This is a genomic window from Paenibacillus sp. F024 (assembly GCF_057814255.1).
Genome location: NZ_JBVASZ010000012.1, coordinates 23,439 through 48,985, shown reverse-complemented (window position 1 = coordinate 48,985; position 25,547 = coordinate 23,439). Strand labels below are relative to the sequence as shown.

Annotated in this window: 27 protein-coding genes, 1 pseudogene and 1 riboswitch; of the genes and pseudogenes, 16 read left to right on the top strand and 12 right to left on the bottom strand. The window is 49.3% G+C overall.

The features are described 5' to 3' along the window. Positions 1-26: 26 nt before the first annotated feature. From ACZYR9_RS14030 to ACZYR9_RS14020, 3 genes are all read left to right on the top strand, one after another. On the top strand, positions 27-1,049 hold the full coding sequence (locus tag ACZYR9_RS14030; RefSeq protein ID WP_488979122.1) for a dihydroxyacetone kinase subunit DhaK: 1,023 nt from the start codon (positions 27-29) through the stop codon (positions 1,047-1,049). A 24-nt stretch (positions 1,050-1,073) separates the two neighbouring features. After that, entirely contained in the window at positions 1,074-1,730 is a 657-nt protein-coding gene (gene dhaL / locus ACZYR9_RS14025) for a dihydroxyacetone kinase subunit DhaL (RefSeq protein WP_488979121.1), read from the top strand. A 107-nt stretch (positions 1,731-1,837) separates the two neighbouring features. Further along, positions 1,838-2,503, top strand: coding sequence for a class II aldolase/adducin family protein (locus tag ACZYR9_RS14020; RefSeq protein WP_488979120.1), 666 nt, complete (start codon positions 1,838-1,840; stop codon positions 2,501-2,503). Positions 2,504-2,585: 82 nt separating this feature from the next. Here ACZYR9_RS14020 and ACZYR9_RS14015 read toward each other — a convergent pair whose 3' ends face one another. Beyond that, on the bottom strand, positions 2,586-3,689 hold the full coding sequence (locus tag ACZYR9_RS14015; protein ID WP_488979119.1) for a PRK06851 family protein: 1,104 nt from the start codon (positions 3,687-3,689) through the stop codon (positions 2,586-2,588). A 224-nt stretch (positions 3,690-3,913) separates the two neighbouring features. Here ACZYR9_RS14015 and ACZYR9_RS14010 point away from each other — a divergent pair, with 224 nt between their 5' ends. The 3 genes from ACZYR9_RS14010 to ACZYR9_RS14000 are packed head-to-tail and all read left to right on the top strand — an operon-like array spanning position 3,914 to position 5,889. Further along, positions 3,914-4,489, top strand: a complete 576-nt coding sequence (locus ACZYR9_RS14010; RefSeq protein WP_488979118.1) for a uracil-DNA glycosylase — start codon at positions 3,914-3,916, stop codon at positions 4,487-4,489. Positions 4,490-4,527: 38 nt separating this feature from the next. Then, positions 4,528-5,115 carry a DNA-3-methyladenine glycosylase gene (locus ACZYR9_RS14005; protein ID WP_488979117.1) on the top strand — a complete coding sequence of 196 codons (588 nt, stop codon included), beginning with the start codon at positions 4,528-4,530 and terminating at the stop codon, positions 5,113-5,115. 21 nt (positions 5,116-5,136) lie between these two features. After that, complete coding sequence (locus ACZYR9_RS14000; RefSeq protein ID WP_488979116.1) at positions 5,137-5,889, top strand: uracil-DNA glycosylase family protein; 753 nt, start codon at positions 5,137-5,139, stop codon at positions 5,887-5,889. A gap of 129 nt (positions 5,890-6,018) precedes the next feature. On the opposite strand, the gene ACZYR9_RS13995 is transcribed toward ACZYR9_RS14000, so the two are convergent. The 5 genes and pseudogenes from ACZYR9_RS13995 to gmd form a co-directional block, all read right to left on the bottom strand. Next, on the bottom strand, positions 6,019-7,572 hold the full coding sequence (locus tag ACZYR9_RS13995; protein WP_488979115.1) for a hypothetical protein: 1,554 nt from the start codon (positions 7,570-7,572) through the stop codon (positions 6,019-6,021). A gap of 77 nt (positions 7,573-7,649) precedes the next feature. Then, a complete protein-coding gene (locus tag ACZYR9_RS13990) occupies positions 7,650-7,835 on the bottom strand; it encodes a hypothetical protein (RefSeq protein ID WP_488979220.1) in 186 nt (61 codons plus the stop codon). Positions 7,836-7,928: 93 nt separating this feature from the next. Beyond that, a pseudogene (locus ACZYR9_RS13985) lies at positions 7,929-8,726 on the bottom strand (mannose-1-phosphate guanylyltransferase); the annotation flags it as partial. Positions 8,727-8,773: 47 nt separating this feature from the next. After that, positions 8,774-9,703 carry a GDP-L-fucose synthase family protein gene (locus ACZYR9_RS13980; protein WP_488979114.1) on the bottom strand — a complete coding sequence of 310 codons (930 nt, stop codon included), beginning with the start codon at positions 9,701-9,703 and terminating at the stop codon, positions 8,774-8,776. 38 nt (positions 9,704-9,741) lie between these two features. After that, on the bottom strand, positions 9,742-10,728 hold the full coding sequence (gene gmd, locus ACZYR9_RS13975) for a GDP-mannose 4,6-dehydratase (RefSeq protein WP_488979219.1): 987 nt from the start codon (positions 10,726-10,728) through the stop codon (positions 9,742-9,744). A gap of 269 nt (positions 10,729-10,997) precedes the next feature. On the opposite strand from gmd, the gene ACZYR9_RS13970 reads away from it, so the two are divergent. Beyond that, positions 10,998-11,291: a Dabb family protein gene (locus tag ACZYR9_RS13970; RefSeq protein WP_488979113.1), complete on the top strand. Its 294-nt coding sequence runs from the start codon at positions 10,998-11,000 to the stop codon at positions 11,289-11,291. 211 nt (positions 11,292-11,502) lie between these two features. Further along, the gene (locus ACZYR9_RS13965; RefSeq protein ID WP_488979112.1) at positions 11,503-12,312 is read left to right on the top strand and encodes a DUF2797 domain-containing protein; all 810 of its coding nucleotides are present in this window, start codon (positions 11,503-11,505) and stop codon (positions 12,310-12,312) included. Positions 12,313-12,494: 182 nt separating this feature from the next. On the opposite strand, the gene ACZYR9_RS13960 is transcribed toward ACZYR9_RS13965, so the two are convergent. The 3 genes from ACZYR9_RS13960 to ACZYR9_RS13950 form a co-directional block, all read right to left on the bottom strand. Then, the gene (locus ACZYR9_RS13960; protein ID WP_488979111.1) at positions 12,495-13,751 is read right to left on the bottom strand and encodes an MFS transporter; all 1,257 of its coding nucleotides are present in this window, start codon (positions 13,749-13,751) and stop codon (positions 12,495-12,497) included. 40 nt (positions 13,752-13,791) lie between these two features. Beyond that, complete coding sequence (gene asd, locus ACZYR9_RS13955; RefSeq protein WP_488979110.1) at positions 13,792-14,583, bottom strand: archaetidylserine decarboxylase; 792 nt, start codon at positions 14,581-14,583, stop codon at positions 13,792-13,794. A gap of 159 nt (positions 14,584-14,742) precedes the next feature. Continuing rightward, positions 14,743-14,949 (bottom strand): hypothetical protein, encoded by a 207-nt coding sequence (locus ACZYR9_RS13950; protein WP_488979109.1) that lies wholly within the window; start codon positions 14,947-14,949, stop codon positions 14,743-14,745. 164 nt (positions 14,950-15,113) lie between these two features. Then, positions 15,114-15,219: riboswitch (TPP riboswitch) on the top strand. A gap of 111 nt (positions 15,220-15,330) precedes the next feature. Here ACZYR9_RS13950 and ACZYR9_RS13945 point away from each other — a divergent pair. Genes ACZYR9_RS13945 through tenA form a run of 4 tightly spaced genes read left to right on the top strand, consistent with a single transcriptional unit; the run spans position 15,331 to position 18,959 of the window. After that, on the top strand, positions 15,331-15,924 hold the full coding sequence (locus ACZYR9_RS13945) for an ECF transporter S component (RefSeq protein WP_488979108.1): 594 nt from the start codon (positions 15,331-15,333) through the stop codon (positions 15,922-15,924). After that, entirely contained in the window at positions 15,921-17,441 is a 1,521-nt protein-coding gene (locus ACZYR9_RS13940; protein ID WP_488979107.1) for an ABC transporter ATP-binding protein, read from the top strand. The genes ACZYR9_RS13945 and ACZYR9_RS13940 overlap by 4 nt, the downstream gene beginning before the upstream one ends. A gap of 6 nt (positions 17,442-17,447) precedes the next feature. Then, positions 17,448-18,248: an energy-coupling factor transporter transmembrane component T family protein gene (locus tag ACZYR9_RS13935; RefSeq protein ID WP_488979106.1), complete on the top strand. Its 801-nt coding sequence runs from the start codon at positions 17,448-17,450 to the stop codon at positions 18,246-18,248. A gap of 48 nt (positions 18,249-18,296) precedes the next feature. Further along, positions 18,297-18,959, top strand: a complete 663-nt coding sequence (gene tenA, locus ACZYR9_RS13930; protein ID WP_488979105.1) for a thiaminase II — start codon at positions 18,297-18,299, stop codon at positions 18,957-18,959. A 47-nt stretch (positions 18,960-19,006) separates the two neighbouring features. Here the strand turns inward: tenA and ACZYR9_RS13925 are convergent, their stop codons facing one another. Continuing rightward, positions 19,007-19,807, bottom strand: a complete 801-nt coding sequence (locus tag ACZYR9_RS13925) for an SDR family NAD(P)-dependent oxidoreductase (protein ID WP_488979104.1) — start codon at positions 19,805-19,807, stop codon at positions 19,007-19,009. 270 nt (positions 19,808-20,077) lie between these two features. On the opposite strand from ACZYR9_RS13925, the gene ACZYR9_RS13920 reads away from it, so the two are divergent. Further along, complete coding sequence (locus ACZYR9_RS13920; protein ID WP_488979103.1) at positions 20,078-21,145, top strand: hypothetical protein; 1,068 nt, start codon at positions 20,078-20,080, stop codon at positions 21,143-21,145. 98 nt (positions 21,146-21,243) lie between these two features. Then, on the top strand, positions 21,244-21,672 hold the full coding sequence (locus ACZYR9_RS13915) for a hypothetical protein (protein ID WP_488979102.1): 429 nt from the start codon (positions 21,244-21,246) through the stop codon (positions 21,670-21,672). A 63-nt stretch (positions 21,673-21,735) separates the two neighbouring features. Here the strand turns inward: ACZYR9_RS13915 and ACZYR9_RS13910 are convergent, their stop codons facing one another. Together ACZYR9_RS13910 and ACZYR9_RS13905 are read right to left on the bottom strand one after the other, a co-directional pair. Next, positions 21,736-22,506 (bottom strand): pirin family protein, encoded by a 771-nt coding sequence (locus ACZYR9_RS13910; protein WP_488979218.1) that lies wholly within the window; start codon positions 22,504-22,506, stop codon positions 21,736-21,738. Positions 22,507-22,770: 264 nt separating this feature from the next. After that, complete coding sequence (locus ACZYR9_RS13905; protein ID WP_488979101.1) at positions 22,771-23,568, bottom strand: EcsC family protein; 798 nt, start codon at positions 23,566-23,568, stop codon at positions 22,771-22,773. Between the two features lie 87 nt (positions 23,569-23,655). Between ACZYR9_RS13905 and ACZYR9_RS13900 the strand changes: the two genes are divergently transcribed. Both ACZYR9_RS13900 and ACZYR9_RS13895 read left to right on the top strand, forming a co-directional pair. Continuing rightward, positions 23,656-24,228: a DNA-3-methyladenine glycosylase I gene (locus ACZYR9_RS13900; protein WP_488979100.1), complete on the top strand. Its 573-nt coding sequence runs from the start codon at positions 23,656-23,658 to the stop codon at positions 24,226-24,228. Between the two features lie 121 nt (positions 24,229-24,349). Further along, the gene (locus ACZYR9_RS13895) at positions 24,350-25,525 is read left to right on the top strand and encodes a glycosyltransferase family 4 protein (RefSeq protein ID WP_488979099.1); all 1,176 of its coding nucleotides are present in this window, start codon (positions 24,350-24,352) and stop codon (positions 25,523-25,525) included. Positions 25,526-25,547 lie beyond the last annotated feature (22 nt).

The following is a 25,547-nucleotide window of genomic DNA, read 5'->3' as shown; positions in this document are numbered from 1 at the left end:
ATTCAATAATTGGAGGAAAGTCAGCCATGGAGCCAAAAACCAATGTAATGAAAAAATTTATTAACGATCCCGAAACCGTAGTGGATGATATGCTGGAGGGCTTACTTATTGCTCATCCGGATCAATTGAAGAGCGTCAGAAGTGACAACCGCGCCCTGGTTAGAGCTGATGCTCCTATCCAGGGGAAAGTAGCTATTGCTACAGGCGGGGGCTCCGGGCATCTTCCTTTATTCCTTGGTTATGTTGGAAAAGGGATGCTGGACGGCGTGGCGGTAGGTGATATTTTTGCCTCTCCAAGCTCGCAGCAAATGCTCGATGTCACCCGATCAATCCATGGCGGAGAAGGCGTTTTGTATATTTATGGAAATTATGGTGGGGATGTAATGAATTTTGATATGGCCGCTGAGTTAGCCGATTTGGAAGGTATTCGTGTTGAGACGGTCGTAGCCACCGATGATGCCGCTTCGATGCCGAAGGGGAATGAGCATCAACGGCGTGGTGTAGCGGGTATGTTTTATCTATACAAATTAGCCGCCGCCAAAGCGGAACAGTTCGCCAGCCTGGATGAGGTAAAACGAATTGCCGAGAAAGCCAATTTAAACGTGCGTACCATGGGCGTTGCTATGACCCCTTGCATCCTGCCTGCCGTTGGTCGGCCTACGTTTGAAATTGGAGAAGGAGAAATGGAAATCGGAATGGGTATCCATGGGGAACCGGGCATTCAACGCGGAAAAATTCAAACCGCTGATGAAGTGGCGCAAACCTTGGTTTCTGCTATTCTACAGGATATGCCGATCGACAAGGGTAGCGATGTCTCCGTTCTGATTAACGGTCTAGGCGCTACGCCATTAGAAGAGCTATATATTTTTTACCGGTCAGTTCATAAGCTGTTAGAGGAGAAAGGGATTCATATCTATAACCGTTATATCGGCGAGTATGCCACATCATTGGAAATGGCCGGACTTTCCATATCCATCCTGCGTCTTGACGATGAACTGCGCGAGCTGCTTGATGCCCCTTTTGCAACTCCGTTTCGAACTCAAATTTAAAATATTTCAGAAAGGAGAGGTCAAATGAAAGAAACACTGAATGTAAAAGACATCAAAAACATTCTGCAAGAGATCAGTAAAATAATGGATGATAATAAGGATTATCTCTGTAAGCTGGATGGAGCCTTGGGAGACGGTGATATCGGATTAACGATGTCTAAAGGATTTCGAGCCGTGGTTGAAAATCTTCCGAATACCTCTGACGAAAATATCGGTGTCGTATTAATGAACAGCGCGGTGGTGATGGGAGAAACGGTAGCTTCAACGATGGGAACCTTAATGGCTTCGGCTATCATCCGTGGAGGGAAAGTGACTCAAGGCAAATCGGAGTTGACTGCCCAGGATTTGCTGACGATGACCAAAGCGATGGTTCACGCCCTGGTGGAACGCGGTAAAGCGAAAGTCGGGGACAAAACGGTTCTGGATTCCATCATCCCGGCGATGGAGGCTTTGGAAGTGGCCACGAAAGAAGGCAAGTCTTTGAAGGAAGCGATGAATGACGCTTATGCTGCGGCAGAACATGGCGCCAAGCATACCATTGGAATGCAGGCCAGACACGGCAGGGCCGGCAGGTATCTTGAACGTTCTATCGGGCTTCAGGATCCGGGAGCTACGGTCGGAGCTCTCTTTTTCAAAGGATTTTCGAATTATGTCAATGCCAATACGTCTACGATGACGTAGCGGACCATACCCTGTCCATGTAGCTAGCCGGTAAGATGGAGGCAGATCCTTCCGAAGGCACGAAAAGGAGCTTGTTAGACGACGACGTTTGGAGGAGATTAACCCGAATGAATCTTGATGAGACCAAGGCCATGATTTTGGATATTGGACAACGAATGTACCGCAAAGAATGGGTGGCCTCCAACGATGGAAACATCAGCGTGAAATTGGACGCAGGCCGGATATTGGTTACCCCTACCCGGCAGAGCAAGGGCTATATGACCGCCGAGATGCTGTCGATAGTCGATATGCAGGGTTGTTTGCTTGAAGGCGCATACCAACCTACCTCAGAGTTAAAGATGCATCTGAAAATTTATGAATTGCGCCCCGATGTTAACGCCGTTGTGCATGCTCATCCGCCCTTGGCTACGTCCTTTGCCGTAGCGGGTATTCCCTTAGACCGATACATTCTGGCGGAAGCGGTGCTTGAGCTGGGCAAGGTTCCGATTGCGCCGTATGCGACGCCTTCTACAGAGGAATTGACCGATTCTTTCGTGGATTTGCTCGCAGAGCATGATTGTTTTTTATTAAAAAACCATGGGGCTACCACGATGGGAATCGATCTGATGACGGCTTATTATAAGATGGAATCGTTGGAGCATTCGGCCAAAATTATGTTTTATTCATCCAGCTTGGGGAAAGTGGATGAGATTCCTCCTGACAAGGTTCGGGTGCTTGAAGCGATGAGAGCGAAGTATGGCATTCATGGCAGACAGCCGAAATCAACCGTATAACCTGGGTAATAAACCGGGAGCGGCAAACAGCATCTTCCTTCAGCTTTGTGAGGGAAGATGCTTCTTTGCCGTTCCTGTTTGTTCAGTCGCTAATCGCAGCTAAGCCGATGATTTGCTGTTGAATTTTAGCCGTAATCTGATCTATCCAGCGGAAATCCGTGAGTTCAACATAGATTTGCTCAAGTTCATCCTGAAGCGATTTGGCTTGCGCCAGGTGCCCGATGGAGTCTTTCATTTGTGCGGCGTACCGTTCCCTGACATGGCTTAAGGCATCCGCATGAGCTTCATCCGTGCCGGGCTTGATGCAGTGCTCATACATATCCACGATCTCATCGGTCTCGCGGTCGGGGAAATATTCGTGAGGTGCTGTGCTGTCAAAGATGGCGAACCCGAGCTCCCGCACAATGACCATATCCAGACTGTTCGGATCAAAGCCGCAGTGATAGATTTCCACATCGAAGCCGCGTTGCATTCCTGCGGCTGCCAGCTTTTTCAGCAGGGTGGATTTCCCCGAACCGGCGCGGCCTTTAATGAAGTATCTTTTGAGGCCTTCAGTCAGATTCGGTACAAAGTCGACCGCACCGTTGGGAGTGGCCGCTCCCAAAAATCGGTGATCGACCCGGCTTTGCTTCTCCAGCCTTCGATCACCGTAGAGCAGCTGGATATACTCCTGGGTAAGTTTGTCAGCCGCCTGAAAGTTCATGTTGGCGATATAAACCGCTTCCCATTCGTCGTGAATACGAAGCGCTTTCGCAAACCCGGAATAAGCAAGTTCATGAGCTTGTTGAATTCTTTTCTTCATGCTCTCAATTACCTGTTCTTGAGCTGTTAAAATATCCCTGTTCCCGGCGTCTCCCAAATTTACGTACTGTACAATCGTTGTCCCGGACGGTTGGGATCCTTCTGTTCCACGAGGTACGGTTCCACTGATCATTCCCGCCTTTAGGGCAGGAATGATCAAACCGTCCAGCGCGTTATTGTCCGAAGGGCAATGAATAAACCAGATGTCATAGCCATCCTCAGCCATATGCTGTCCGATCGTTTGAATCAAGCCCGTTCTTCCCGCCGCGGGCCCTCCTTCCAAAATAAAAAGACGCTCCAGTCCTTGTAAAGACGAATCGAACAGGTTGGCAAAGCCGCGAGCCGTATTGCCGGTCGCATAAAAGTTTTTGACGATTCCGGTCATCGCCGTCACACCTTTCTAGGCTAATGTCATGGGGCATAGTTCATCGTATTACACCCCTGTCAAAAAGGTGCAGCCAAATTACAGTCGACGACGAGGGGGCTGCAGCTTGGGAAGCGGCCTTGGAATAGTCGAGATGATCGAATGGGCAACATAATGGTTAGCTTATTGGCAATTGGTGGCGAAGGCGGTTAATATTTATTCTTAGAGGTTAAGGAGAATTCCCCATGTTAGACTTTAAACCAGTCATTCTGCCGGAGGAACCAGCACCTCCGCACGCCGTAGCGTGTCAGCAATGTGAGCTTTCCAAACAGCGGCATCGTGTCATATGGGGGGAAGGAAACCTCGATGCGCCCATTTTTGTCTTGTTGGATAATCCCGGTTCACGTGAAGACCGGGAGGGTCAGCCCTTTTTATGCGGTACTCGGGAAACACTGCAGTACGGGATGAAAGCGGCCGGATTGAATATCGATTGGATTTATGTGAGCTATCTATTGAAATGCCGTCCAATCCGCGCTTATAATAAGCCGCTTGCTAGAGAAGTGTGCTTTTCTCATTTGCAGTCTCAATGGAAAGAGAAAAGGCCGAAGGTACTGTTTGGATTAGGCAATGTGGTGGTGCAAACCTTATTTCCGGACCGGGACGCGGATGTGAAAAGCTGTAGAGGAAAGTGGCATACGTTTCAAGAGATGCCGCTAGCGGTTTCCTATCATCCTTTGGCAGTGCGCCGAAGACCTAATCTTTTGAAATATTTCGTTGAAGATATCAAGCTTGTTTCTGATAAGATCAAAGACATGAACTAATAGGTTTGGATTTTAGAGATCCAAAAGAGGTGAGTCTAGTGTCGTTTCAACCTGTAGACGCTTCATTTTTCGAACAACCCACGCTTCAGCTGGCCCGTTCGCTGCTGGGGATGCTGCTTGTAAAAGAAACCGCAACAGGTACGGCTTCAGGCTACATTGTTGAAACCGAGGCTTACAGAGGTCCGGAGGATCGTGCCGCCCACAGCTTTAACCATAGGCGAACGGCAAGAACTGAGGTGATGTTTGGTCCTCCGGGATATGCTTATACCTATGTAATGCATACCCACTGCCTGGTGAATGTGGTCAGCGGGGAAGTGGGCTGTCCCGAGGCCGTGTTAATCCGAGCGGTTGAGCCCTATACGGGAATAGAATTAATGGTTGAGCGCCGCGGACAATCAAAACCGTTAAAACAGCTTGCCAATGGTCCGGGTAAACTGACGAAGGCTCTCGGAATAACGCAGGAGGATTATGGAAGGCCTTTGGATAAGCCGCCTCTTTTTATTGCACAAGGAAGAGAAATTAGATCCATAGCGACCGGTCCTAGGATCGGCATTGAGAACAGCGGCGAGGCCAAAGACTATCCATGGCGATTTTGGGAGGAGGCAAGCCCGTTTGTATCCAGGTAAGCGAAGCCGACGGGTGATGATATGCTGATAACCAATCATTTGAAAACGTATAAGACGGCCATTCGATCGCTCCCGAGCAATACCAGGCCATTCACGAAAGAGGATCTTCAGGCAGAACCTTTTTTGATGGAGCGCTCAGGAAAGCTGGAGATGTATTACTCTCCGCATAATGAATATGTGAATCGTGAGGCCAAAATCGTCATCATCGGGATCACGCCCGGTTGGACGCAGATGAAAACCGCTTTTCACTCGGCGAGAGAAGGCTTGGAGCAGGGACTTGCGGACGAGCAGGTTTGCAAAAAAGCCAAAGAAGAAGCGGGATTCGCAGGCGCCATGAGACATAATCTGGTGAACATGCTGAATGCCCTTGATTTGCAGCAATATTTAAACATAGCTTCATGCGAACTATTGTTTCGGCAGCATCGGCATCTGCTGAATACGACCTCCTTGTTACGGTTTCCGGTCTTCATGGAGAGGAGAAATTATACCGGGTCTCATCCTCCTCTGTTAACCATGCCTTTTTTTGAGGTGTATATTGAGTTATTGCATGAGGAGCTTCAATGGTTGAAACGATCACTGATCATCCCGTTGGGCAGAACGGTGGAGAGAGCTCTTCATGTATTGGAGCGGGAAGGAAAGCTTGATGCCTGCCGGTGTTTGTGGGGATTTCCCCATCCGTCCGGCGCCAACGGCCATAGACTCAAGCAATTCAGCGCCAATGCGGGCAAAATGAAAAAAATGGTAGAATCTTTATCAGGAACAGCTCTTAAATAAAACAAGAAACCCTTTTGCATAAGAAGGCAGAAGGGTTAAGGGTAAATTTATATTATCCTTGAAGTCCGATTCCTCGACTTCGATTTTTTTGTTGAGGTTGAGGAGGACCCTCTTGTTGATTCGCAGCAATCATTTCCGGATCAATCGATACCATATAGATTTATTCACGCGGTTGATAAAGTCTTCGAACATGTTAAACCTTTCGGTCATTATTGCTTCCTGACAGCTTAAGGTCCTCTCCAGCGTATTTAGCTTATCCGTCATTACTACCTTCTGATGGTTTAAGCTCTCCTCAAGCGTATTTAGCTTATCCGTCATGGCAGCCTCCTGACGGTTTAAGCTCTCCTCAAGGGTATTTAGCTTATCCGTCATCGCAGCCTTCTGATGGTTTAAGCTCTCCTCAAGGGTATTTAGCTTATCCGTCATCGCAGCCTTCTGATGGTTTAAGCTCTCCTCAAGGGTATTTAGCTTATCCGTCACGGCAGCCTCCTGACGGTTTAAGCTCCCCTCCAGCGTATTTAGCTTATCCGTCATCGCAGCCTTCTGATGGTTTAAGCTCTCCTCAAGTGTATTTAACCTTTCCGTCGTTGCTTCCTGACGGTTTAAGCTTCCCTCAAGTGTATTTAGCTTATCCGTCATCGCAGCCTTCTGATGGTTTAAGCTCTCCTCAAGTGTATTTAACCTTTCCGTCGTTGCTTCCTGACGGTTTAAGCTTCCCTCAAGTGTATTTAGCTTTTCCATCACTATATTCTGATGGTTTAAGCTCTCTTCAAGCGTATTTAACCTTTCCGTCAATGCTCCCTGACGCTTTAAGCTCTCTTCAAGCATGTTTAACCTTTCGGTCATCGTTAATTCCAGACGGCTCAACCTCCCATCATACGCATTTATCCTATCCGCCGTTCGATCGACATCGGGCTGGGACTGAACATGCACCACCTGATTGGTTGATTGGTCAAACTCAATTCCACTTTTTGAAATCACAATGTCCCACATTTTACTATTCAATTCATATTGGTTTGCATTCGGATATAAATTTTTTAGATATTTGTCGAAAACAATCGTTTCAATTAAATGTTGGTTAAGCGCTTGATCCCATCTTTGAGGGTGTGTTTGATGAAAAGCAATTTTGCTTAATACTCTCTTAGTCGATTTTTTAAACGAAGCGGGGACACAAACCATCCACCAGTCCCATGCGGGCTGCCCCATGCAGAGTCCGTCATCATCATAAATGTCAATTAGATTTTTATTAAAGAAGAAATAGTCAACCCCATTACTAACGATTCCGTCAGTATCTTTAATATGATTAACATCAACCCTATGTCCATAAACTAGACTGTCTAATGCCTCTTCATAAACTTGATGGATAAAATCGTTCCCGACCCCTTTAAAATGAATGTCAGAGTTAATAATCCCGCAAACTGTGTAATCAGAATTTTTTAGATATTTCATAAAATCGTAGATATAAATATAAGGCTTTCCAAACCGTTCCTTCGCTGTTCGTTCAACGATATAGAACATTATTTCCGGGAAAAACGGTTTAATCATTTCTATTTCTTCTTTACTGTTTAAAGAAACTACTTTTAAACCAAGATTTAACCAAGTATCGATTGCCATTTTTTGTATTTGGATATTTGTGGGTGATATAGAGGTTGTAACCAATATATTTTTTTTCGCAGAGCTCATCATCCAATACCTCCCAAGTAATATCTTGCTGACTCTAAGTTCCAATTACAAAAATTTACAAGTCTAAATTGCAGGCCTCAAGTGTATTTTATTTGCCCGGTTTCCTTAAGCTTTTCGACAATCATCTTTACTTCCTGAGCTCTTTCTATTTGACATACGATAATGGAATCACCCGCAGCGACTATGATCATATGATCAAGGCCTATGGTAGTTACTAGATTATCTGTACTGTAGATAATAGAATTTTTTGTATCTATCCCCAAATGCTTTCCTTGTATTGAATTATTATTAGAGTCACTATCAAATACTGCTGAAAGGGCATCTAAGCTTCCAATATCGTTCCACTCAAAAGAACCTTTTACTACCAGCAGGCGGCTGCTTTTTTCAAGAACTCCATTGTCAAAGGAAATATCGCTTAGCTCGCTATAGGCTTTCTCTAGAATAGTTTCAAAATCGGCTTGATTTTCATGCTTCAAGACATCGGATATTTTTTTATAATGTTCGGGAAGAAATTGATGTATGCCATCAAGCAAGGCGTTGAAATGACCCGCAACCATTCCGCTGTTCCATAAATAGTGATTGGATTTGATATATTCTTTTGCCGTGTCGATATCAGGCTTTTCTTTAAAACGCATGACCTCTAAGGCGTCATTTGACTCCATACAAGCTTCGGAGCTCACTTGAATATATCCATATCCTGTAGCAGGGTAAGTCGGTTTCACGCCAATGACAATTAACTCATTACTGCGTTCTGCCGCTTGATAAGCCTGATGAACGGCCTTTAGATACTCATCTTTATTGCGTACATAACTATCGGCGGGAATAAAACATATCAATCCTTTTTCGAATTTTTGAGCTAAAAGTAAGGTAGCATAGGAGATGCATGCTGCCGTATTTTTTCTTAAAGGTTCAAGTAGGATGTTAGAATCGGGTATGATCCCATGAAGCATTACTTTAGCTAGATCGAAATGATTTTTATTGGTGATAACATAGCATTTGTCTGGAGGAATAAGCTCGTTTATCCGTTCTACCGTTTGCTGCAGCATAGACTTATTCCCTTCCAGACTAACGAATTGCTTAGGTGTATGTTCCCTTGAGAGGGGCCAAAGCCTCAGACCTGCACCCCCTGCCATAATAACGGCATATTTTTCCATTGGATTCACACTCCAAGATATCTTAAGTACAATCCCTTAAATAGCTGTTAATTTCTATTTTTAATGTAGTAGTTGTAAGTTAACCGAAGTCCATTCTCTAGCTCTATTTTTGGTTTCCAGCCTAGATTTTTGATTTTAGAAATATCCAATAGTTTTCTGGGCGTTCCATCCGGTTTGCTGGAATCAAACATGATTTCGCCCTGGTAACCTACCACTTTTTTAATCATTTCCGAAAGAGAGCTTATGCTTATATCACGACCGGTACCAATATTGAGGTGTTCGTTGCCATTATAGGTCTCCATCAGATAGACGCATGCATCTGCCATATCATCTACGTATAAAAATTCTCGAAGCGGGGTGCCCGTACCCCATAATTGGATAGAGGGTTTATTGGCTGTTTTGGCGGCATGCATTTTGGTCATGATGGCAGGAATGACATGGGAATGATCAGGATCAAATCGATCATTCGGTCCGTAGAGGTTAGTGGGCATGACGCTAATATAATTCGTGCCATATTGAGCGTTAAAATATTGGCACATTTTAAGCCCTGAAATTTTGGCCAGCGCATACGCCTCGTTCGTCGGTTCCAAGGGTCCTGTCAAAAGGTATTCTTCTTTTATAGGCTGAGGACATAGCTTGGGATAGATGCAGGAGCTGCCTAAGAAAAGCAATTTTTTTACTTGATATTGGAAGGCGCTTCGGATTACGTTACATTGAATAAGTAAATTATCCATAATATAATCTGCAGGATAAGCGCTGTTTGCCCCGATGCCTCCAACCTTAGCTGCGGCCAAAAACACATATTCGATATTCGCTTCTCTAAAAAAATGCTCAACTTCAGCTTGGTCCGTTAAATTAAGCTCTTGGCGCGTTTTACCGACGATATTCCAATACCCCTTGCTTTGCAGGGTTCTCACCAAGGCGGACCCTACAAGACCCGTATGGCCTGCTACATAGATCCTGCTATCCTTTTTCATGAGCAACAATCTCCTCCATGGGGATATGGATAAGCGAATTAAGCGTTCATATCACTGTCGACCATTATTTTAACCAGTTGATTAAAGGATACCTTTGGCTTCCAGCCCAGCTTATATTTCGCTTTCGAGGGATCTCCCAACAGCAAATCAACCTCACTCGGCCTGAAATATTTGCTGCTGACGCAGACAAGCTCCTTACCAGTGCTTATATCGATCCCTTTCTCATCCAAGCCTTTGCCCCGCCAAGTTAGGGATATTCCCGCATGCTGAAAGGCCAGCTCACAAAATTCTCTTACCGTATGAGTTTCGCCAGTTGCAATCACATAATCGTCAGGTTCATTCTGTTGAAGCATCAACCACATCGCTTCCACATAATCGCCTGCAAAGCCCCAGTCTCTTTTTGCATCCAAATTGCCCATGATCAGCTTTTCTTGCTTCCCTTTCAGGATATTGGCGATTCCAATCGTGATTTTCCGTGTGACAAAGGTTTTGCCCCTTCGTGGGGATTCGTGATTGAACAGAATTCCGTTGCAGGCATACAAACCATAGGCCTCTCTGTAATTGACGGTAATCCAATAGGCATAAAGCTTTGCAGCAGCATACGGGCTCCTAGGATAAAATGGGGTATTCTCACGCTGAGGCACTTCTTGTACCAAACCGAATAGTTCACTGGAGGAAGCCTGATAAAATTTAATGCGGGGATTCACTTCTTTGATGGTATCTATCATTCGTAATGTCCCTAATGCATTAACATCTGAAGTAAACTCAGGTATATCAAAAGAAACTCCCACATGGCTTTGGGCTCCTAAATTGTAAACCTCACTAGGCTCAATCCGGTATAGCAGTCTGCTTAAGCTGCCCGAATCGTTTAAATCCCCGTAGTGTAAAAAAAATTGCTGCTGACCGTTGGAGTGGTTTTCCTTCAGATGATCGATTCTTTCAGTATGGATGGTACTGTTTCGGCGAATGAGGCCATGAACCTTTAGTAAAAGCTCTGCTAAATAGGAGCCGTCTTGCCCCGTTATCCCTCGGCTTTTCTCAAGTCATCTCATCCCCTTCAAAAAATCATATTGATTAATGATATTGATCTCAAAGAATTCATGCTTATATTCATGCCTACTAAATGTATAAATGTACTATTAACTTAGGTACAAGCGACTGATATAAAACGATAGCCCTTTCAAATGAAATAGAGCAGCGTTTTGAGAGAGGGGGTTAATATATGGGGGAAGTGGTTTTGAACGAGCTTCCATGGTATAGTGAAAGATATTTATAATAGAAAAGAGGCCTTCACATGATCGATCATATTGTATTAGTCAAATTTGGCGAATCCACTACTCAGGAGCAGCTGCAGGAAGTGGTTCAACGTTTCAAAGCGCTCAAGCATCATCTTACGGGAGTCGTAGATATTCAAGCCGGCATCAACTTTTCGGAGAAAAATCAAGGCTATCAGCTGGTATTGAGCGTTCGTTTTGAAAATAGAGCGGCTTTGGAGGCGTACGGACCGAATCCGGAACATCAAGCGGTTGCGGCGTTGATCCGGGAATTCGGACGAGTGGACAGTATTATAGTTGATATTGAAATCTAAAGCTCACTTCGAATAAATCGGCAGTAAATTAAGCTTCGTCTTGTAGCCTCAGGCTCGGATGAAGCTTATTTTTTGCCAGAATGCTAGGGGGATCCTTCTATTGTTCTCATCAAGCATGGGCTCCTTAAGTATCCTTTTTTCTCTGAGGGGCGTATAATGATCATAGGCTGATAGATTTCCAGCAGTACATAATCTAGGAGTGATTCTACGTATGCACAGCGGTTTTTTAAGAGGCTTTACACACCGGCACGAAGCTCCGGTTCAATATATATTGCGGCTTGATGACCGTGAGGTCCAGCTTAATGATTGGATGGGGGAGCAGCTTCACATTCAGTTTTTACATGAAATCCGATGCGTCCACTGCAATAGAAAAATTAAAAAAACATATAATTCCGGTTATTGTTATCCCTGCTTTATCGCTTTAGCCGAAAATGACCTTTGTATCGTTAAGCCTCATGAATGCCATTTTGATCAAGGAACGTGCCGCGATGAAGCTTTCGCACAAACCCACTGCATGGTTCCACACTATGTATATCTTGCGGTGAGCAGCGGCCTTAAAGTAGGTCTAACCCGGAAGGGTAACCAAATGAAGCGCTGGACGGATCAAGGGGCCGTTCGGGCGATTCCCATCGCGGAGCTCCCGACAAGAAAGCTTGCGGGAGAGCTGGAGTTTGAACTTAGCAAGCACGTGATGGACAAAACGGACTGGCGTAAAATGTTAAAGGGTGAAGTCAGCGAGGTGGAACTGCTTCAAAGCAGAGAAGAAATTCTCGCCCATGTTCCGGATGCCTTTAAGCCGTATTTGCTCAATGAAACAGAGGTATTCGAATTCGTTTACCCGCAATTGGAGTCGCTTCAGAAAATCAAGACGTATGACCTGGACAAATCACCAGTGATTACGGATCGTCTGATCGGGATCAAGGGCAGCTACCTACTGTTTGAGCAGGCGGTCATGAATGTGAAAAAATTCAGCGGATATAGGGTATCCATATCCCGCGGCGCCGGGCAGGCTGCGCAGTAATAACTAATCAATTGTCGACTTCGGATGATGAGCTTCATCTGTTTATCTGTTTATACAATGGATGAGTCAATTCGGTTTACGTTGTCCGTACTTACGCAAGCATATAGGGGTTATGGTTCTTCAGGAAGCAAAAAAGCACGATCCACCTGCAACTGGCGGTATCGTGCTTTCCATTTTTCAGGTTACGCTTCCTGTGCCCATTCCTTGAGGGTACGGTCACGCGGAAGGAAGAAGGTCAGTAGGCCGATCAGAGGAAGGAAGCTGACCATCTGCATGACCACGGGAAGATGCAGTATGTCGATCAGCCCCCCGAGGGCCACGGCTCCCAATGCCCCCAGACCAAAGGCCAAGCCCGTGACCAGTCCGGACACAGTTCCAATTTTGCCTGGAATCAGCTCCTGAGCATAAACGACCGTGACCGAGAAGCTCGATAAGATGATGAATCCGTTGATGAGCAAAATGACGTACGCCCAAAACGCATTGGCATAAGGTAAAACCGCGGCCAGCGGTGCGGAGCCTACCATGGAGAAGAAGATCAGGTTGCGCCGTCCGAATTTATCGGACAGCGGACCGCCCATGAAGGTGCCGAGTGCGCCTGCCGCAGCAAACAGGAAGATGTAGATCTGGGCCTTTTCCAAAGGAATGCCGAACTTTTCCATCAAGTAAAACGGATAATAAATGGTAACTCCGGCATGGTACCATGACCGGGCGAACACGAGAAAAATCAAGGTCAGTACGGCAAACGTAATCTGTTTTTTGCGCAAAGGACTCATGACCCGTACGCCGTTCTTTTTTGCCGCGGGCGGATGAGCTGCGATATAGCCGCTGTACCAGCGTGAGATAAAGAGCTGAACAAGAATGGCCAGACCGGCTACCGCCGTGAACCAGATTGCTCCGAATTGTCCGAGCGGTACGAAGATAAGGGCTGTCATCAGCGGTGCCAGGGATTGCCCCGAGTTGCCGCCGACCTGAAAGATCGATTGCGCGAGTCCGCGTCTTGAGCCTCCGGCCATGTAGGCTACCCGCGAGCCTTCCGGGTGGAAGACGGCGGAGCCGAGTCCGACGAGCAGTACGGACAGCAGAACCAGCCAGTAATTCGGCGCCAGAGCCAGTCCCAACACCCCGATGAAGGTGAAGCCCATTCCCAGGGGCAGCATGTAAGGGGAAGGACGGCGGTCCGAATATAGGCCGATGACCGGCTGCATGACCGAAGCGGTCATATTGAGCGCAAACACGATAAGACCCGATTGCATGTAGGTCAAATTCATCGAATCCTTCAAAATCGGGAGAATCGCCGGTATGACCGACTGAATCGAATCATTGAACAAATGGACCAAGCTGATGGCAAGCAGTATACGAAATACGGTTGGTTTCGCATTGGACTCCGGGGCCTTCTGAAAGACCGGTCCCGAAGCCGCCGCTCCGGTTTGCGCCTGCATGGCAGAACGCTCCTTTCCTGACGGATTAGGCTTTTACGGTCTAATCCTTCTGTTTCGTTGTTCCGAGCGCTTCACCCATGGCAACCCTGCTCCCGACCTTTAAGTCTTGGCGCGGGATGAAGGTGCCCGTTTCGGTTAGCAGTACAATAGTAGATCCGAATTCGAAGTAGGCCAGCTCGTCACCGCGGCTTAGCTCCGCCGGAAGCGGGGTAACGTATTGAATGCTGCTGACATTTAACGCGCCTACCTTCACGACGGCGACTTCCCCGGTTTCATGCTGAATATAAGTAATCAAACGTTCATTGCGGCTGAGGACCCGCCGCATATGCTTGAGTCCGAAGTCATTCACCGGATATACCTTGCCTGCGATATGCTCCTTCTCCAGAATGGTGCCTGTCACGGGCGAATGAATCCGGTGATAGTCGGTGGGACTCAAATAGAGTACATAATAAAATCCATGCTTGTAATTGATCATACGGGGACTTTGATTCAGCAGCTCATCGATCGTATAGTCCTGCCCTTTCACATTGACGATCAATCCCTCCCGAATGTCGCCCATCCCGGTGATCAGCGAATCGACGGGGCTGACTACGGTATTGGGGGTATCATCGATCGGACGCAAACCGCTTTTTAGCCTTCGGGTAAAAAATTCGTTTAAAGAAGCATACTCATGAACCGCTTTTTCCGCATCCTGTTCGCGAATGCCGTAAGTGCGGATAAAGCGGGGAATCAGCGCTTTGCTGGCTTTGGATTTGGCGAAGGCTCCCGTCAGTTTCGACACGGTCTTGCGTGAGGAAAGCTCAGTCAGAAGCCGGAATAGCGAAATCTTCATAATGGAAAGGTTCACCTGTTTTCTCATAATGTAAGTAAGCGAATCTAACGCTTATCTTGACACAGAACGGAGCACAAAGCAATCATAAAACGACCCTTATAAAGCAAGAAAAGCTCCAGCAGGAGCATTTCTTGTCGGCTATAGCTAAAGCATTAAGCCTTATTGGCGGTTTTTGTATTCCCCGCAGGAAAGACAAGCGGCCAGATTAACCAGAATCGGCTGGCTTGATCCGGAGTATTTGGTGCAGTATACGGGGGTTTTGTACTTGGGGTCGGGAGAGATCATGGTGCAGTAGGCGCATTGGGATACCAGATCCGGTGTAATGAAACGCTCTGCTTCCCGCTGCATCGATATCATGTCATTCATCCCATCTCACCCTTCGCACGTGATAGCGCTTTAAATTAACAGCATATCGGTACAAAGCTCGAAAGTGCAAGCAATGATTATTGTATCAGAAGAAGGTGGGATTGGCTATAGCATTTTATGCAATATTTCTCCATTGACAAATAGTTCAACCGTGATATGATGTTCTATGTCACTAGGGGAGCCGCAAAGGCTGAGATTGGATCGGTAGATCCTAGACCCTCTGAACCTGATCTGGTTTATGCCAGCGTAGGAAAGTGGAGATCGTAGGGCACATGTGCCTTTTCTGTGCTTATATGGCCGCTTCCTTCATGGGGAGCGGCCTTTTTGCCGTCATTCTCCCTGCAGGCTCCCATGACATGATAAAAAAGGAGAGAGGATACCATGTCCAAACGCTTGAAGCTAACGGATATTTTGGTTACGGTCGTCATTGCGGTTGTGTTCGGTATCATTTATAGGGTATGGACCGACATCTATAACCTGGCCAAGCTTCCGGGCATCCAGCTTGACCAATTGATGTACGGAATGTGGTTTATGGCAGCAACCGTCGCATTCCTGATCATCCGCAAGCCCGGGGTCGCTCTGCTGGCGGAAGTGGCCGCAGCCTCCGGCGAGCTGATCACCGGTTCTCCGTACGGTGTTGAGCTGCTTACGTATGGAGTGCTGCAGGGGATTGGCGCGGAGCTGATTTTTGCCTTGTTCCTCTATAAACGATACTCTGCGACCGCAGCCGGTCTCGCCGGAGTTGCTGCAGGAGCGGCCGCGCTTGCGCTCGATTTTCTCAAAGGCTATCTTCTGGAATTGCAAACCTGGAGTCTGATTCTTTATATCGTCATGAGGTTTATCGGCGGGTATCTCTTCGGCGGGCCTCTGGCCTACCTTCTTGTGAAGGCATTGGAAAAAACCGGAGTCACCCAGCTTGTGCGTCCGGCGAGCGCCGACGATTATGAGGCTTTGGAAAGGAAGAGGGGGCAGTGAACGGAGGACAGCCATATGCGGACCATTTCATCGCCTGGGTTTCGCAGCTTAGGCTGAAGTTTCCGGGCAGTCCGTCGCTGCTGTTCGATGATTTGACGGCGGCCGTGCCTGTAGGGCAAAAGGTGCTGCTGCTTGGTCCAAGCGGCTGCGGTAAATCTACGCTTCTGCAGGTCTTAAGCGGGCTGATTCCTGAGGCATTGGAGGTGCCGCTCAAATATGAAGGCATCGGGATTCCCTCTTCGTGGGGGTACTTGTTTCAAGACCCGGACTCCCAGTTCTGCATGCCATATGCAGATGAAGAAATTGCGTTTGCGCTTGAGAATATCGGGATCCCCCATGAACGAATGCCGGAGATGATCAAGCAGTGTCTGGAGCAGGTTGGACTGGCTCTGGATGATCCTCATGTGCCGATTGCTGCGCTTTCCGGGGGAATGAAGCAGCGGCTGGCTATCGCCTCGCTGCTGGCGCTGAAGCCTGACGTCTGGTTTCTCGATGAGCCGACATCGCTCCTCGACCCGAAAGGGACGTCCGAGGTATGGCAAACCGTAAAACAAATCACTCAGGATAAGACCGTTATTATAGTAGAGCACAAAATTGACGAAATTGTCGATTTCGTAGATCGGGTGATCCTCTTTGACGTTCACGCGCGTATCACTGCAGACGGAAAGCCGGAGCATATTTTCCGGGATTACAAGCCGATGCTTAAAGAGTACGGAATTTGGTATCCGGGCGTGTGGGATGACCAGGAGAACCGGTTCCCAAAGGATAACGACCGATTTTTAAGCGGTCCTCCCAAGGAGAGGGAGCCTTTGGTCCAACTTCACGGGTTTATCGGCTATCAGGGGAACACCCCCAAGATCGAAGCCGATTCCGCAAGCTTGTATCCCGGGGACTGGGTTGCTGTGGTGGGAGAGAACGGCGCGGGGAAAAGCACCCTGCTTCAATCCCTGATGCAATTGATTCCAACCCGAGGCAGCTACAGGCTTGCAGGACGGCCGGTACAAGGCTTCGACGACATTAACGGTATGGCGGCTTATGTTTTTCAAAACCCGGAGATGCAGTTTGTGACCAACAGCGTGTATGATGAATTGGCTTTTAATTTCAGGCGCGACGGGGAATCCGAGGAAGCGACCCGGGAGAAAACCGATGAGCTGCTGCAGTGGTTCGGTCTCGATCGGCACCGGAATTTGCATCCGTATCAGCTGTCGCTCGGGCAGAAGCGCCGTCTCAGCGTAGCGGCGGCAACGGTAAAAGCGCAGCGGCTTGTTCTGCTTGACGAGCCTACCTTTGGCCAGGATGCCGCAAATACGTTCGCGCTGCTGGAGAAGCTGGAGACTTGGCGGCAGGAAGGGGTTGCCATTGTTATGGTCACGCACGATCCGGAAATTGTAAGAAGGTTGGCTACCCGGGTCTGGGAGGTGCGGCAGGGGCGTCTTGCCGCGGAGCTCAGCCCCGAAGAGTACACAAGCCGGTTCACGGCGGCATGCCCGCCGCTTACCGCAGAACCAAGGAGCTGATGGGCTGTGCCGTTTCGTTGGTCATACAAGGAAACGTGGCTGCACCGCGTCAACCCGGCCTTTAAGCTGGTCGTTTCCATAGGCATGTTTATGCTCGTACTGCTGACCCATAATTTGAATGTGGTTATCCATATGACCTGGATGCTTGCGCTATTGTTCTTTGCAGCAGCCGGCCATCCGATGCGCCGGCTGCTGCTTTTGACGCTGCCCTTCGCGCTGATGTTCGTATCGTCGGCGACGTCCATGGTGTTTTTCGGCAAAGGAGAGACGACCTGGCTGCGCTGGGGACTCATACACATCACGGAGGAAAGCTTCTATCGCGGCATGCATATCGGGCTGAAATCGGTCAATATGGCGCTGATCGGCCTGCTGTTCGGACTGACGACGAGTCCCGTCCGGTTGTTTTATTCCCTGATGCAGCAGCTGCGGCTTCCGGCCAAGTATGCTTACAGCTTTATGGCCGCTATGCGGCTGCTGCCGATGGTGTCCGACGAATACCGCACGCTGAAGATGGCTCTCAAGGTCCGCGGCGTAAAGAGAGCCAATGGGATCCGGGGCTGGGTGGAAGCCCTCCAAAGGTACGCCATTCCGCTGCTGGCTCAAAGTATTCGCCGGGCCCAGCGGATCGCAGTAGCCATGGAGGCCAAACGGTTCTCTTTGGTCAAGCAGCGTTCCTATTACTATCTGATCGGCTGGTCGGGCAAGGATGCCATACTGATCGCTGTCATGCTGCTGATCTGGATCGTCGCGCAATGGCTTGGACAGGAGTTTCCGTATTTCGGCATCAGCGATGTAAGAACAAGTTAGAAGCTGGGCTGTTAACGAATCTGAATGGAGAAACGGAGGGAATTTCCGATGAAATTTTCCGAACACCTTCGCCGGGCGGCGGATGCAAGCTGGAAGGCCAGCTTCGAGCATCCGTTCGTTCGCGGCATTGGCGACGGCACGCTGCCGCTCAGCTGCTTTCGGCATTATGTGCTGAACGACGCCTATTATTTGTCGCAGTTTGCAAGGGTGCAGACATTGGGGGCCGCCAAGGCCAACGATTTATACACCGTGAACCGTATGGCCATACATGCTCAGGGCACTTATGAAGCCGAGCTGGCTCTGCATGAGAAGTTCTCGAAGCTGCTGGGCATCACCGAAGAGGAACAGAAGGCATTCGAGCCGGCGCCGACGGCCTACGCTTATACATCGCATATGCTGAGGGCGGCGTATTCCGGACAGCTGGGCGACATCATTGCCGCTATTCTGCCGTGCTACTGGCTCTATTACGAGATCGGAGAAAGGCTTGCAGGCTGCACACCGGAAGAGCCCATCTACCGGGAATGGATCGCCGCCTACGGAGGCGAGTGGTTCCGCGAGCTGGTCGAGGAGCAAGTTGCAAGAATGGATGAGCTCGCGGAGCAGGCGACGCCGCAGGACCGGGAACGGATGCAGAACCTTTTTGTGATCAGCAGCCGTTATGAGTATATGTTCTGGGACATGGCTTACCGTCAGGAAGCCTGGCCGATATAATACGTGCAAACCGCAGCGCCGGCAGCTGCGGTTTTTTATCGTGCCGTCTACACGCCCGGCTGCTGTCCGCCGTCGATAACAATTTCCGTACCTGTAATCGAAGGAACGCGATCGGACACAAGCAGCAGCGTCATAGCCGCGATTTCTGCAGGATCAACCACATGCCCCAGCGGAATGGCGGCGTTCAGCTCCGCATTTTGGGCTTCGACCGTAATCCCCTTAGCCTTAGCATTTTGCTCCGCCAGCCGTTGCATTCGTTCCGTAGCCGTGGTGCCGGGCGAAATCGCATTAATTCTTACATTGGACCGGGCCAGCTCCTTGGAGATTCCTCTTGTAAAGTTAAGCAGAGCCGCATTGGCGGTGCTGCCGGCCAGAAACGTCGGACCCGGAGTCCGCCCCGCCCCTCCGACGATGTTGACAATGCGCCCGTCTCCTTGACGGATCATGTGCGGGGCGGCTTCCTTGACCATGCGAATATAGCCGAGCAGCTTCAAGTTCCAAGCTTCCAGGAACGCTTCCTCGGGCATCTCAAAAAACGCACCCGCCTTAGCCGATCCGGCATTATTGATCAAAATATCGATGCGGCCAAAATGCTCCATCGCGGTGGATACCGCTTGTTTGACGGTCTCCGGCTTGCGCATATCCCCGTTCACTGTGACGATGCGTGAAGCGTCCTTCTCCGGATAATCTTGCAGGATGGCGGCTTTCGCTTGCTCCATGCGCTCCGTGTCCCTCGCTACCATCACGATGGAAGCGCCTTCTTCGAACAGCGCTTTAGAGCAGGCTAATCCGATTCCGGCGCTTGCTCCGGTGATAATGGCTATTTTACCGTTAAGTCCCAAATTCATCCCCATTCTCCTCCTTCTTTGGCAGCATTTCCTTGCCTCCTTCTATTTTACACCATGTGTATGCCCCCTGTAGATGAAAATATGAAACATGGCGGCATTCCCGTCCAGTGACGTTTTTTCTGTTCCCTATCAAATAGAGATAAATCATAGAAAGCAAAAATTAACAATATCTTCACTTGGGCCTGATGCTCCGTTAATTCATCTCCGACTATGATAAAGATGTCTAGACACCCATGGATCTCAGCCGCCGCATCGAAGCGGTATTCCGTGGTGGAGACCGTAACGCATTATTTTATCGGCTACTATGCGTACCATCCGCGTGATGACGGACCTACAACGTTAGATCGGCATGAGAATGATCTGGAGGGCGTGCTGTTGGTTATTCGCAAGAATGGATCGGAGTACGGTACATTTCAATTAATGGAAACCTGCGCTCACAACCAGTTTTATCAATACACCAACGATCCTTCCATTACGGGGGGCACGGACAATGTGGACGGAGGCGTGCTGTTTAACGGCTCGTATCCGAAAGTGTTTATTCAAGCCAACGGGCAAAGCCCATGGGGTGGACACGGGGTTTATGCTTATGACGGAAGCTCTGCGCCCGGGGGAGACGGGATTGTATATCAACCCGGTACGGCGGCGGATGAAGTAACGGACGCCACAGGCAGCTATACCCATAAATACAGTTATGCCCTTCTTTCTTTTGATGACTTCTGGGACCGGCGTACCGACATTGGCGACGGGAACACGTTTGGTGCATGGGGGAAGCAGGATGGAGATACTTACGGTGCAGATGCCGCCGCTATGCCATGGGTGTGGGATGATTCGGATGACGGCCCAACCTTCAAAGGAGATTTCTTAAGCGATCCTGCTCATATGGTCGATACACAACTAAACGGTTTAGGGGATTTTTCCCATCGGTATGTGAATCATCCTTATTATACACATAGGCTTCAGGTCTCTAGCGCACGGGATTCGTTTGGCGGCAAAAGCGATATCTATGTGAAGCGGGAAGCGAACGGAAACCGTGTGAGTGATGACCGGCTTTGGAAGAAGAACGATGCGTCGATCGGATCGGTTTATCCAGTGTTCTGGGGAACGATGGATGCCGTTATCGGCAGCCAGTATAGTTCCGCATATAACGACAGATACGTTACCGAGCCGGCAGGTGCGCTGATGAAGCTGATCGTCAACGATTCGGACGGCTCAAGCGGAGACGACGAAATGGGAGTATTGAGCGCTTCCCCGGCTGCGGGACAAACCGTCACCTGGAACGACGCCTTTACTTCAAACGGTCAAGCGAAAGTAACGGCAGAGATTCAAGCGGTAAGATAAACGCAGGGAGGCCGGAAGGCTTCCTTTTTTTGTTGCCTATCGAAGCATCATAATCCAGGCGGGGTCTCAGGATATCAGCAAAATCCTCGGAATGATGTTTGCTGGAACGTTTCCATCGGCTGTCCAACAACGACAGCTCCGTTTATCTCTTGACGAATGAAGAGGATGCCGGGTACGACGGGATTCTCTTCGGCGGAGACCAGCTGTCAGAAGGCTGGGAAAGGCTGGCGAAGAGGATGCAGCTGCGCTGCGGGGTGTGGAAAGCTCCTCATCACGGTATGGACGATGCTTTTAATGCAGCAATGCTTCGCTTGATCCGTCCGGAGGTTGTGGTTGTTCCGATTTGCTCTAAACGCGCCGGACCGCTTCGGACATATTGGGCCGGCTTGAACTTGGAGGAACCGGGTCAAGAGGTTAATCTGCTGATCACAGGGGATGTGGCGCCAGGTACGTCGAAGCTTATCATGGATGGAGCTATCCTTGTATATAGGTTAAGCCGGTCCGGGAACTTCATAACGGTTAGGTAATTCCAAACAACATCCCCCTACAGTCTTTTGTCGAATGACGGGGCCGCAGGGGGCTGTTGTATCCTATCGTTTCAGATACAGCGGATAATCGACCGATGAAGGCACTTCAATCCAAATCATGCGCAAAGGACCGTCGGAGGCGGCTTGCAGGACGACTTCGGCTTCAGACGGAGCGTTCATCACGATGAAATCCTTATGAGCGAACGACGTCTTCTTGGCACGGGAGTCCTCGACCAACCCGGCTCCGCGGATGGCGAGTGCAGTTAAAGTCCGTCCTGCCGGAATAACGTGCCGAATGGTGCCGCCTGGCTTTACTTCCAGATCCCACATACGCGCATCGGTGACAAGCTCAATAGGTGAACCGTGTCCAATAACCGTCTTTTGCATGAAGCTCTCTCGATGAACGGCAGGAAATGCTTCGTGTTCGAATTGGTTGTACGTTGGCGGCCGTTTCAGAGCGTCGCTTATCTTCGGTTCAAACCAAATTTGAAAGCCCTCCATGGAAGGGCCGATGAACCTCTCTTCATGAGACACGCCGGAGCCGGTTTGCATCACCTGCGCTCCGCCGGGACCTACGATGCTTCGGGTTCCGAGGGAATCCCCATGCTCCGCCTTCCCTTCGACGACATACGTCATGATCTCAAAGCCTTGATGCGGGTGAGGGGCAATGCAGCCTTCTTCCGGGGCGAATGCCCATGCCCAGTAAAATAAGGGACCGACCCGCTTTACGACGGACTTCTCGCCGGGAAAGCCGATCGGTTTTTGCTCTGTTATTTTGCCTCCGTCAAATGAGCCGGTTCCCTGCATAGCGGGAGTATAAACCAATACTTGCATCATACTCTAGGCCTCCTTATAAATAACCCGATGGACGGTCTGATTTTCGATGAAAATTTCCTTAAATTTAAGATAATTTACTTTAATTTAATTTAAGATTTCTGTCAAGCGCCCTGTCTTTTTGGTGTGCATATACAGCAATCCGGCCGGCTTCAAAGTCTCTTCTCTGAAGCCGGCGTATATGAGGTATCCGTGTCTGCTGTCATTTCATTACCGTTCCTTGTCCTTGGGACCAAGCGTTCGAAAGGGCATTACTCCGTCGTCTCAATCCTCAACCCAATCCAGGTTTTGCTGGTCGGGACCATCCTTGCGCTGCTTTGCTTCCTCAAGCCAACGCAGGCGGTAGCAGTTCATGCCGGCCTCCCCGAGCTCCTCGAGCAGACCATAGTTGGCCCATGCTCCTACGACAGCGCCAATGCCGGGAACCAGCTGCAGCATCTTGCGAAAGTCGATCGTATCCCGGTATTCCTGCTGCAGCTGCCGCCAATCGATGTGCTGCGCATAGGAATCGGCGGGAGGTAAAGCTTGCGCTGTTTCCGGCCACTCAGCAATGGTGCGGTAAAGCCCATGCTTTTTATTTTGGCTGGAGAAGGCGAGCTGAAACACATAGAGAATAAATAATCTTTCTCTGTAATCCAGCGTCGAATGTCCGTACACGTGAGCGAGCTCGAACAAAAATTTCATTTTGATGCCGATCAGAATGGGGAAATCCGCGATACCGAGCAGGATGCCGCCTGCACCTGCGCCCGCGCCTTCGGCAGCCGCCAGCTTTTTGTAAAAGGAGATCAGCTCCTCTGCTTTGTGATCACGCATAGCCAGGCTCAAAAAAGATAACGGTTCGTTTTTTGGGATAAAATCCATACTGAATAGAGCGGTTTGGACGATGCCCTTCACTGCAGTGGTGATGGTGGAGTGTACTTTCTCCGGAATGACCCGGTTTACCCGCATTTGCACCGCTTTGGACGTTTTTTCCAATAGTCCCGGCGGTTTGGTCAGTTCTTTCTCCCAACGGAGCAGAAGCTTTGCGATCTGTTGCTCGTATACGGTCAACTGGTGGTTCATTGCGATCCCCCGCTCGACGATAGGTCTATGTCCATACGTTGCTACTATTATACGCTATAATAATGGAAAAAAGGAGTTGTTGAGCATATGGTTAGCCGCTGCGGTTGGGTGAATGAAGATCCGCTGTATATCGATTACCATGATCATGAATGGGGGGTACCGGTTCACGACGACCGGAAGCTGTTTGAGCTGTTGATCCTTGAAGGAGTTCAGGCCGGATTAAGCTGGTATACGGTATTGAAAAAAAGAGAACGGTACCGCGAAGCGTACGACGGCTTCGATCCGGCAATCGTGGCCCGCTATGATGAAGCGAAGCTGGACGAGCTGCTTGCGGACCCCGGTTTGATTCGCAACCGCCTCAAAATTCGGGCGAGCGTTACCAATGCCCAAGCATTTGTTCGTGTGCAGGAGGAATTCGGCAGCTTTGACCGGTATATCTGGGGCTTTGTCGGTGGTAAGACCAAGCGTAATGCCTGGTGTTTGCTTCAGGAGGTGCCTGCCAGTACACCGGAATCCGATGCGATGAGCAAGGATTTGAAGAAAAGAGGCTTTACCTTTGTCGGCTCCACGATTTGTTATGCGTTTATGCAGGCCGCAGGCATGGTGATGGATCATACGACGGACTGCTTCCGGTTTGAAACCGGAGAGGCAGGCGTGTAGCGGGTCCGCTCCCTAGCCGGATCCTGGAATATTTGCTTTGAATTGGACAAGTGAGCCATTCCGCCCTTGCTGTCTCTTGAATACAATAAGGTAAGGAGATTTGCGAAAAGGAGGCAGCGCCATGCATCGTTTCGATGTAGCCATTGTGACGCCGGGGTCCTTTGTTATCCCTTCGGGCAAAAGCAGCTCTGTCGAGCTGGTAGTGGAGCAGGTGGCCAGCCGGATTAACAGCCATGTTCGACTGGTTGTCTTAGGCCGGCTGGGCGGCCTGCCGGCTTCGGAAGTATGTCAGGGGGTTAGTTACATTCGTGTAGCTGCCTCCTCCCCGCACCAGTACATCCGCAATGTCAGCCGACAGCTGGCTGTTCTTTGTCCCCAGGTGATTCAAGTGGAGAACCGGCCTAGGTTTGTCCAGTATTTGCGCCGGAGGTACCCGCAAACGCGTATATGGCTCTCGCTGCATTCTCTTACATTTATATCAAAATCTCGGATCGGCTCCAAAGAGCTGCGCCAATGTTTTGCCGCGGCGGACCGGATTGTGGTTAACAGCTGTTTTTTAAAGGAACAGATCGAGTTGATGGACCCGGGTGCCGCGAATAAAATTGCGGTGAACCATCTCGGCGTGGATGCGGGTCGCTTTATATCGAGGTGGTCACCCGAAGGAGCAACCAGACGGGAGATGATGCTGCATTACCAAGGATGGCAGGATCGGAAAATCATCTTGTATGTCGGAAGGCTGATCCCGATGAAGGGAGTTCATCATTTGTTGGAAGCCATGCCGCAGATCGTTTCGCAGGTGCCAAACGCCCTATTGCTCGTGGTGGGAAGCGCCTATTACGGCTCGGACAGGATTACGCCCTATGTCCTAAGACTGCACCGGATGAGTATAAAGCTGGAACGGTACGTTCGCTTCATACCTTATGTTCCGCACGAGGAAATCGATGACTGGTTCCGTCTGGCGGATGTACTGGTTGTACCGTCTGCGGATAAGGAAGCGTTTGGGCTCGTCAACGTGGAGGCTATGGCTTCGGGCGTTCCGGTGATCGCCACACGGGCCGGCGGTATGAAAGAGATTGTGGAAGACGGGGTAACGGGAAAGACGCTGCCGTTGTCGTCTTTGAGCTCGGAGCTTGCGCCTGCCGTCACATCGCTGCTGCAAAATGCGGAGGAAGTCCGGAGGATGGGAGAAAAGAGCATCAATAAAGTGAAGAATCAATTTACCTGGGAACATACGGCGGCAAGATTACTGGAGCTGTATCGGTTGGAAGGTATCCGTCTCTTAAACAGCGAAGCCTGATCGCCCGCAAAGCTTATGCGCC

What these genes read in the sequence shown, in the direction of transcription:
- ACZYR9_RS14030 (WP_488979122.1), top strand. Translation starts at nt 27, where the DNA reads ATGGAGCCAAAAACCAATGTAATGAAAAAATTTATTAACGATCCCGAA.
- dhaL (WP_488979121.1), top strand. Translation starts at nt 1,074, where the DNA reads ATGAAAGAAACACTGAATGTAAAAGACATCAAAAACATTCTGCAAGAG.
- ACZYR9_RS14020 (WP_488979120.1), top strand. Translation starts at nt 1,838, where the DNA reads ATGAATCTTGATGAGACCAAGGCCATGATTTTGGATATTGGACAACGA.
- ACZYR9_RS14015 (WP_488979119.1), bottom strand. Translation starts at nt 3,689, where the DNA reads ATGACCGGAATCGTCAAAAACTTTTATGCGACCGGCAATACGGCTCGC.
- ACZYR9_RS14010 (WP_488979118.1), top strand. Translation starts at nt 3,914, where the DNA reads ATGTTAGACTTTAAACCAGTCATTCTGCCGGAGGAACCAGCACCTCCG.
- ACZYR9_RS14000 (WP_488979116.1), top strand. Translation starts at nt 5,137, where the DNA reads ATGCTGATAACCAATCATTTGAAAACGTATAAGACGGCCATTCGATCG.
- ACZYR9_RS13995 (WP_488979115.1), bottom strand. Translation starts at nt 7,572, where the DNA reads ATGAGCTCTGCGAAAAAAAATATATTGGTTACAACCTCTATATCACCC.
- ACZYR9_RS13980 (WP_488979114.1), bottom strand. Translation starts at nt 9,703, where the DNA reads ATGAAAAAGGATAGCAGGATCTATGTAGCAGGCCATACGGGTCTTGTA.
- ACZYR9_RS13970 (WP_488979113.1), top strand. Translation starts at nt 10,998, where the DNA reads ATGATCGATCATATTGTATTAGTCAAATTTGGCGAATCCACTACTCAG.
- ACZYR9_RS13965 (WP_488979112.1), top strand. Translation starts at nt 11,503, where the DNA reads ATGCACAGCGGTTTTTTAAGAGGCTTTACACACCGGCACGAAGCTCCG.
- ACZYR9_RS13960 (WP_488979111.1), bottom strand. Translation starts at nt 13,751, where the DNA reads ATGCAGGCGCAAACCGGAGCGGCGGCTTCGGGACCGGTCTTTCAGAAG.
- asd (WP_488979110.1), bottom strand. Translation starts at nt 14,583, where the DNA reads ATGAAGATTTCGCTATTCCGGCTTCTGACTGAGCTTTCCTCACGCAAG.
- ACZYR9_RS13950 (WP_488979109.1), bottom strand. Translation starts at nt 14,949, where the DNA reads ATGAATGACATGATATCGATGCAGCGGGAAGCAGAGCGTTTCATTACA.
- ACZYR9_RS13945 (WP_488979108.1), top strand. Translation starts at nt 15,331, where the DNA reads ATGTCCAAACGCTTGAAGCTAACGGATATTTTGGTTACGGTCGTCATT.
- tenA (WP_488979105.1), top strand. Translation starts at nt 18,297, where the DNA reads ATGAAATTTTCCGAACACCTTCGCCGGGCGGCGGATGCAAGCTGGAAG.
- ACZYR9_RS13925 (WP_488979104.1), bottom strand. Translation starts at nt 19,807, where the DNA reads ATGAATTTGGGACTTAACGGTAAAATAGCCATTATCACCGGAGCAAGC.
- ACZYR9_RS13910 (WP_488979218.1), bottom strand. Translation starts at nt 22,506, where the DNA reads ATGCAAGTATTGGTTTATACTCCCGCTATGCAGGGAACCGGCTCATTT.
- ACZYR9_RS13905 (WP_488979101.1), bottom strand. Translation starts at nt 23,568, where the DNA reads ATGAACCACCAGTTGACCGTATACGAGCAACAGATCGCAAAGCTTCTG.
- ACZYR9_RS13900 (WP_488979100.1), top strand. Translation starts at nt 23,656, where the DNA reads ATGGTTAGCCGCTGCGGTTGGGTGAATGAAGATCCGCTGTATATCGAT.
- ACZYR9_RS13895 (WP_488979099.1), top strand. Translation starts at nt 24,350, where the DNA reads ATGCATCGTTTCGATGTAGCCATTGTGACGCCGGGGTCCTTTGTTATC.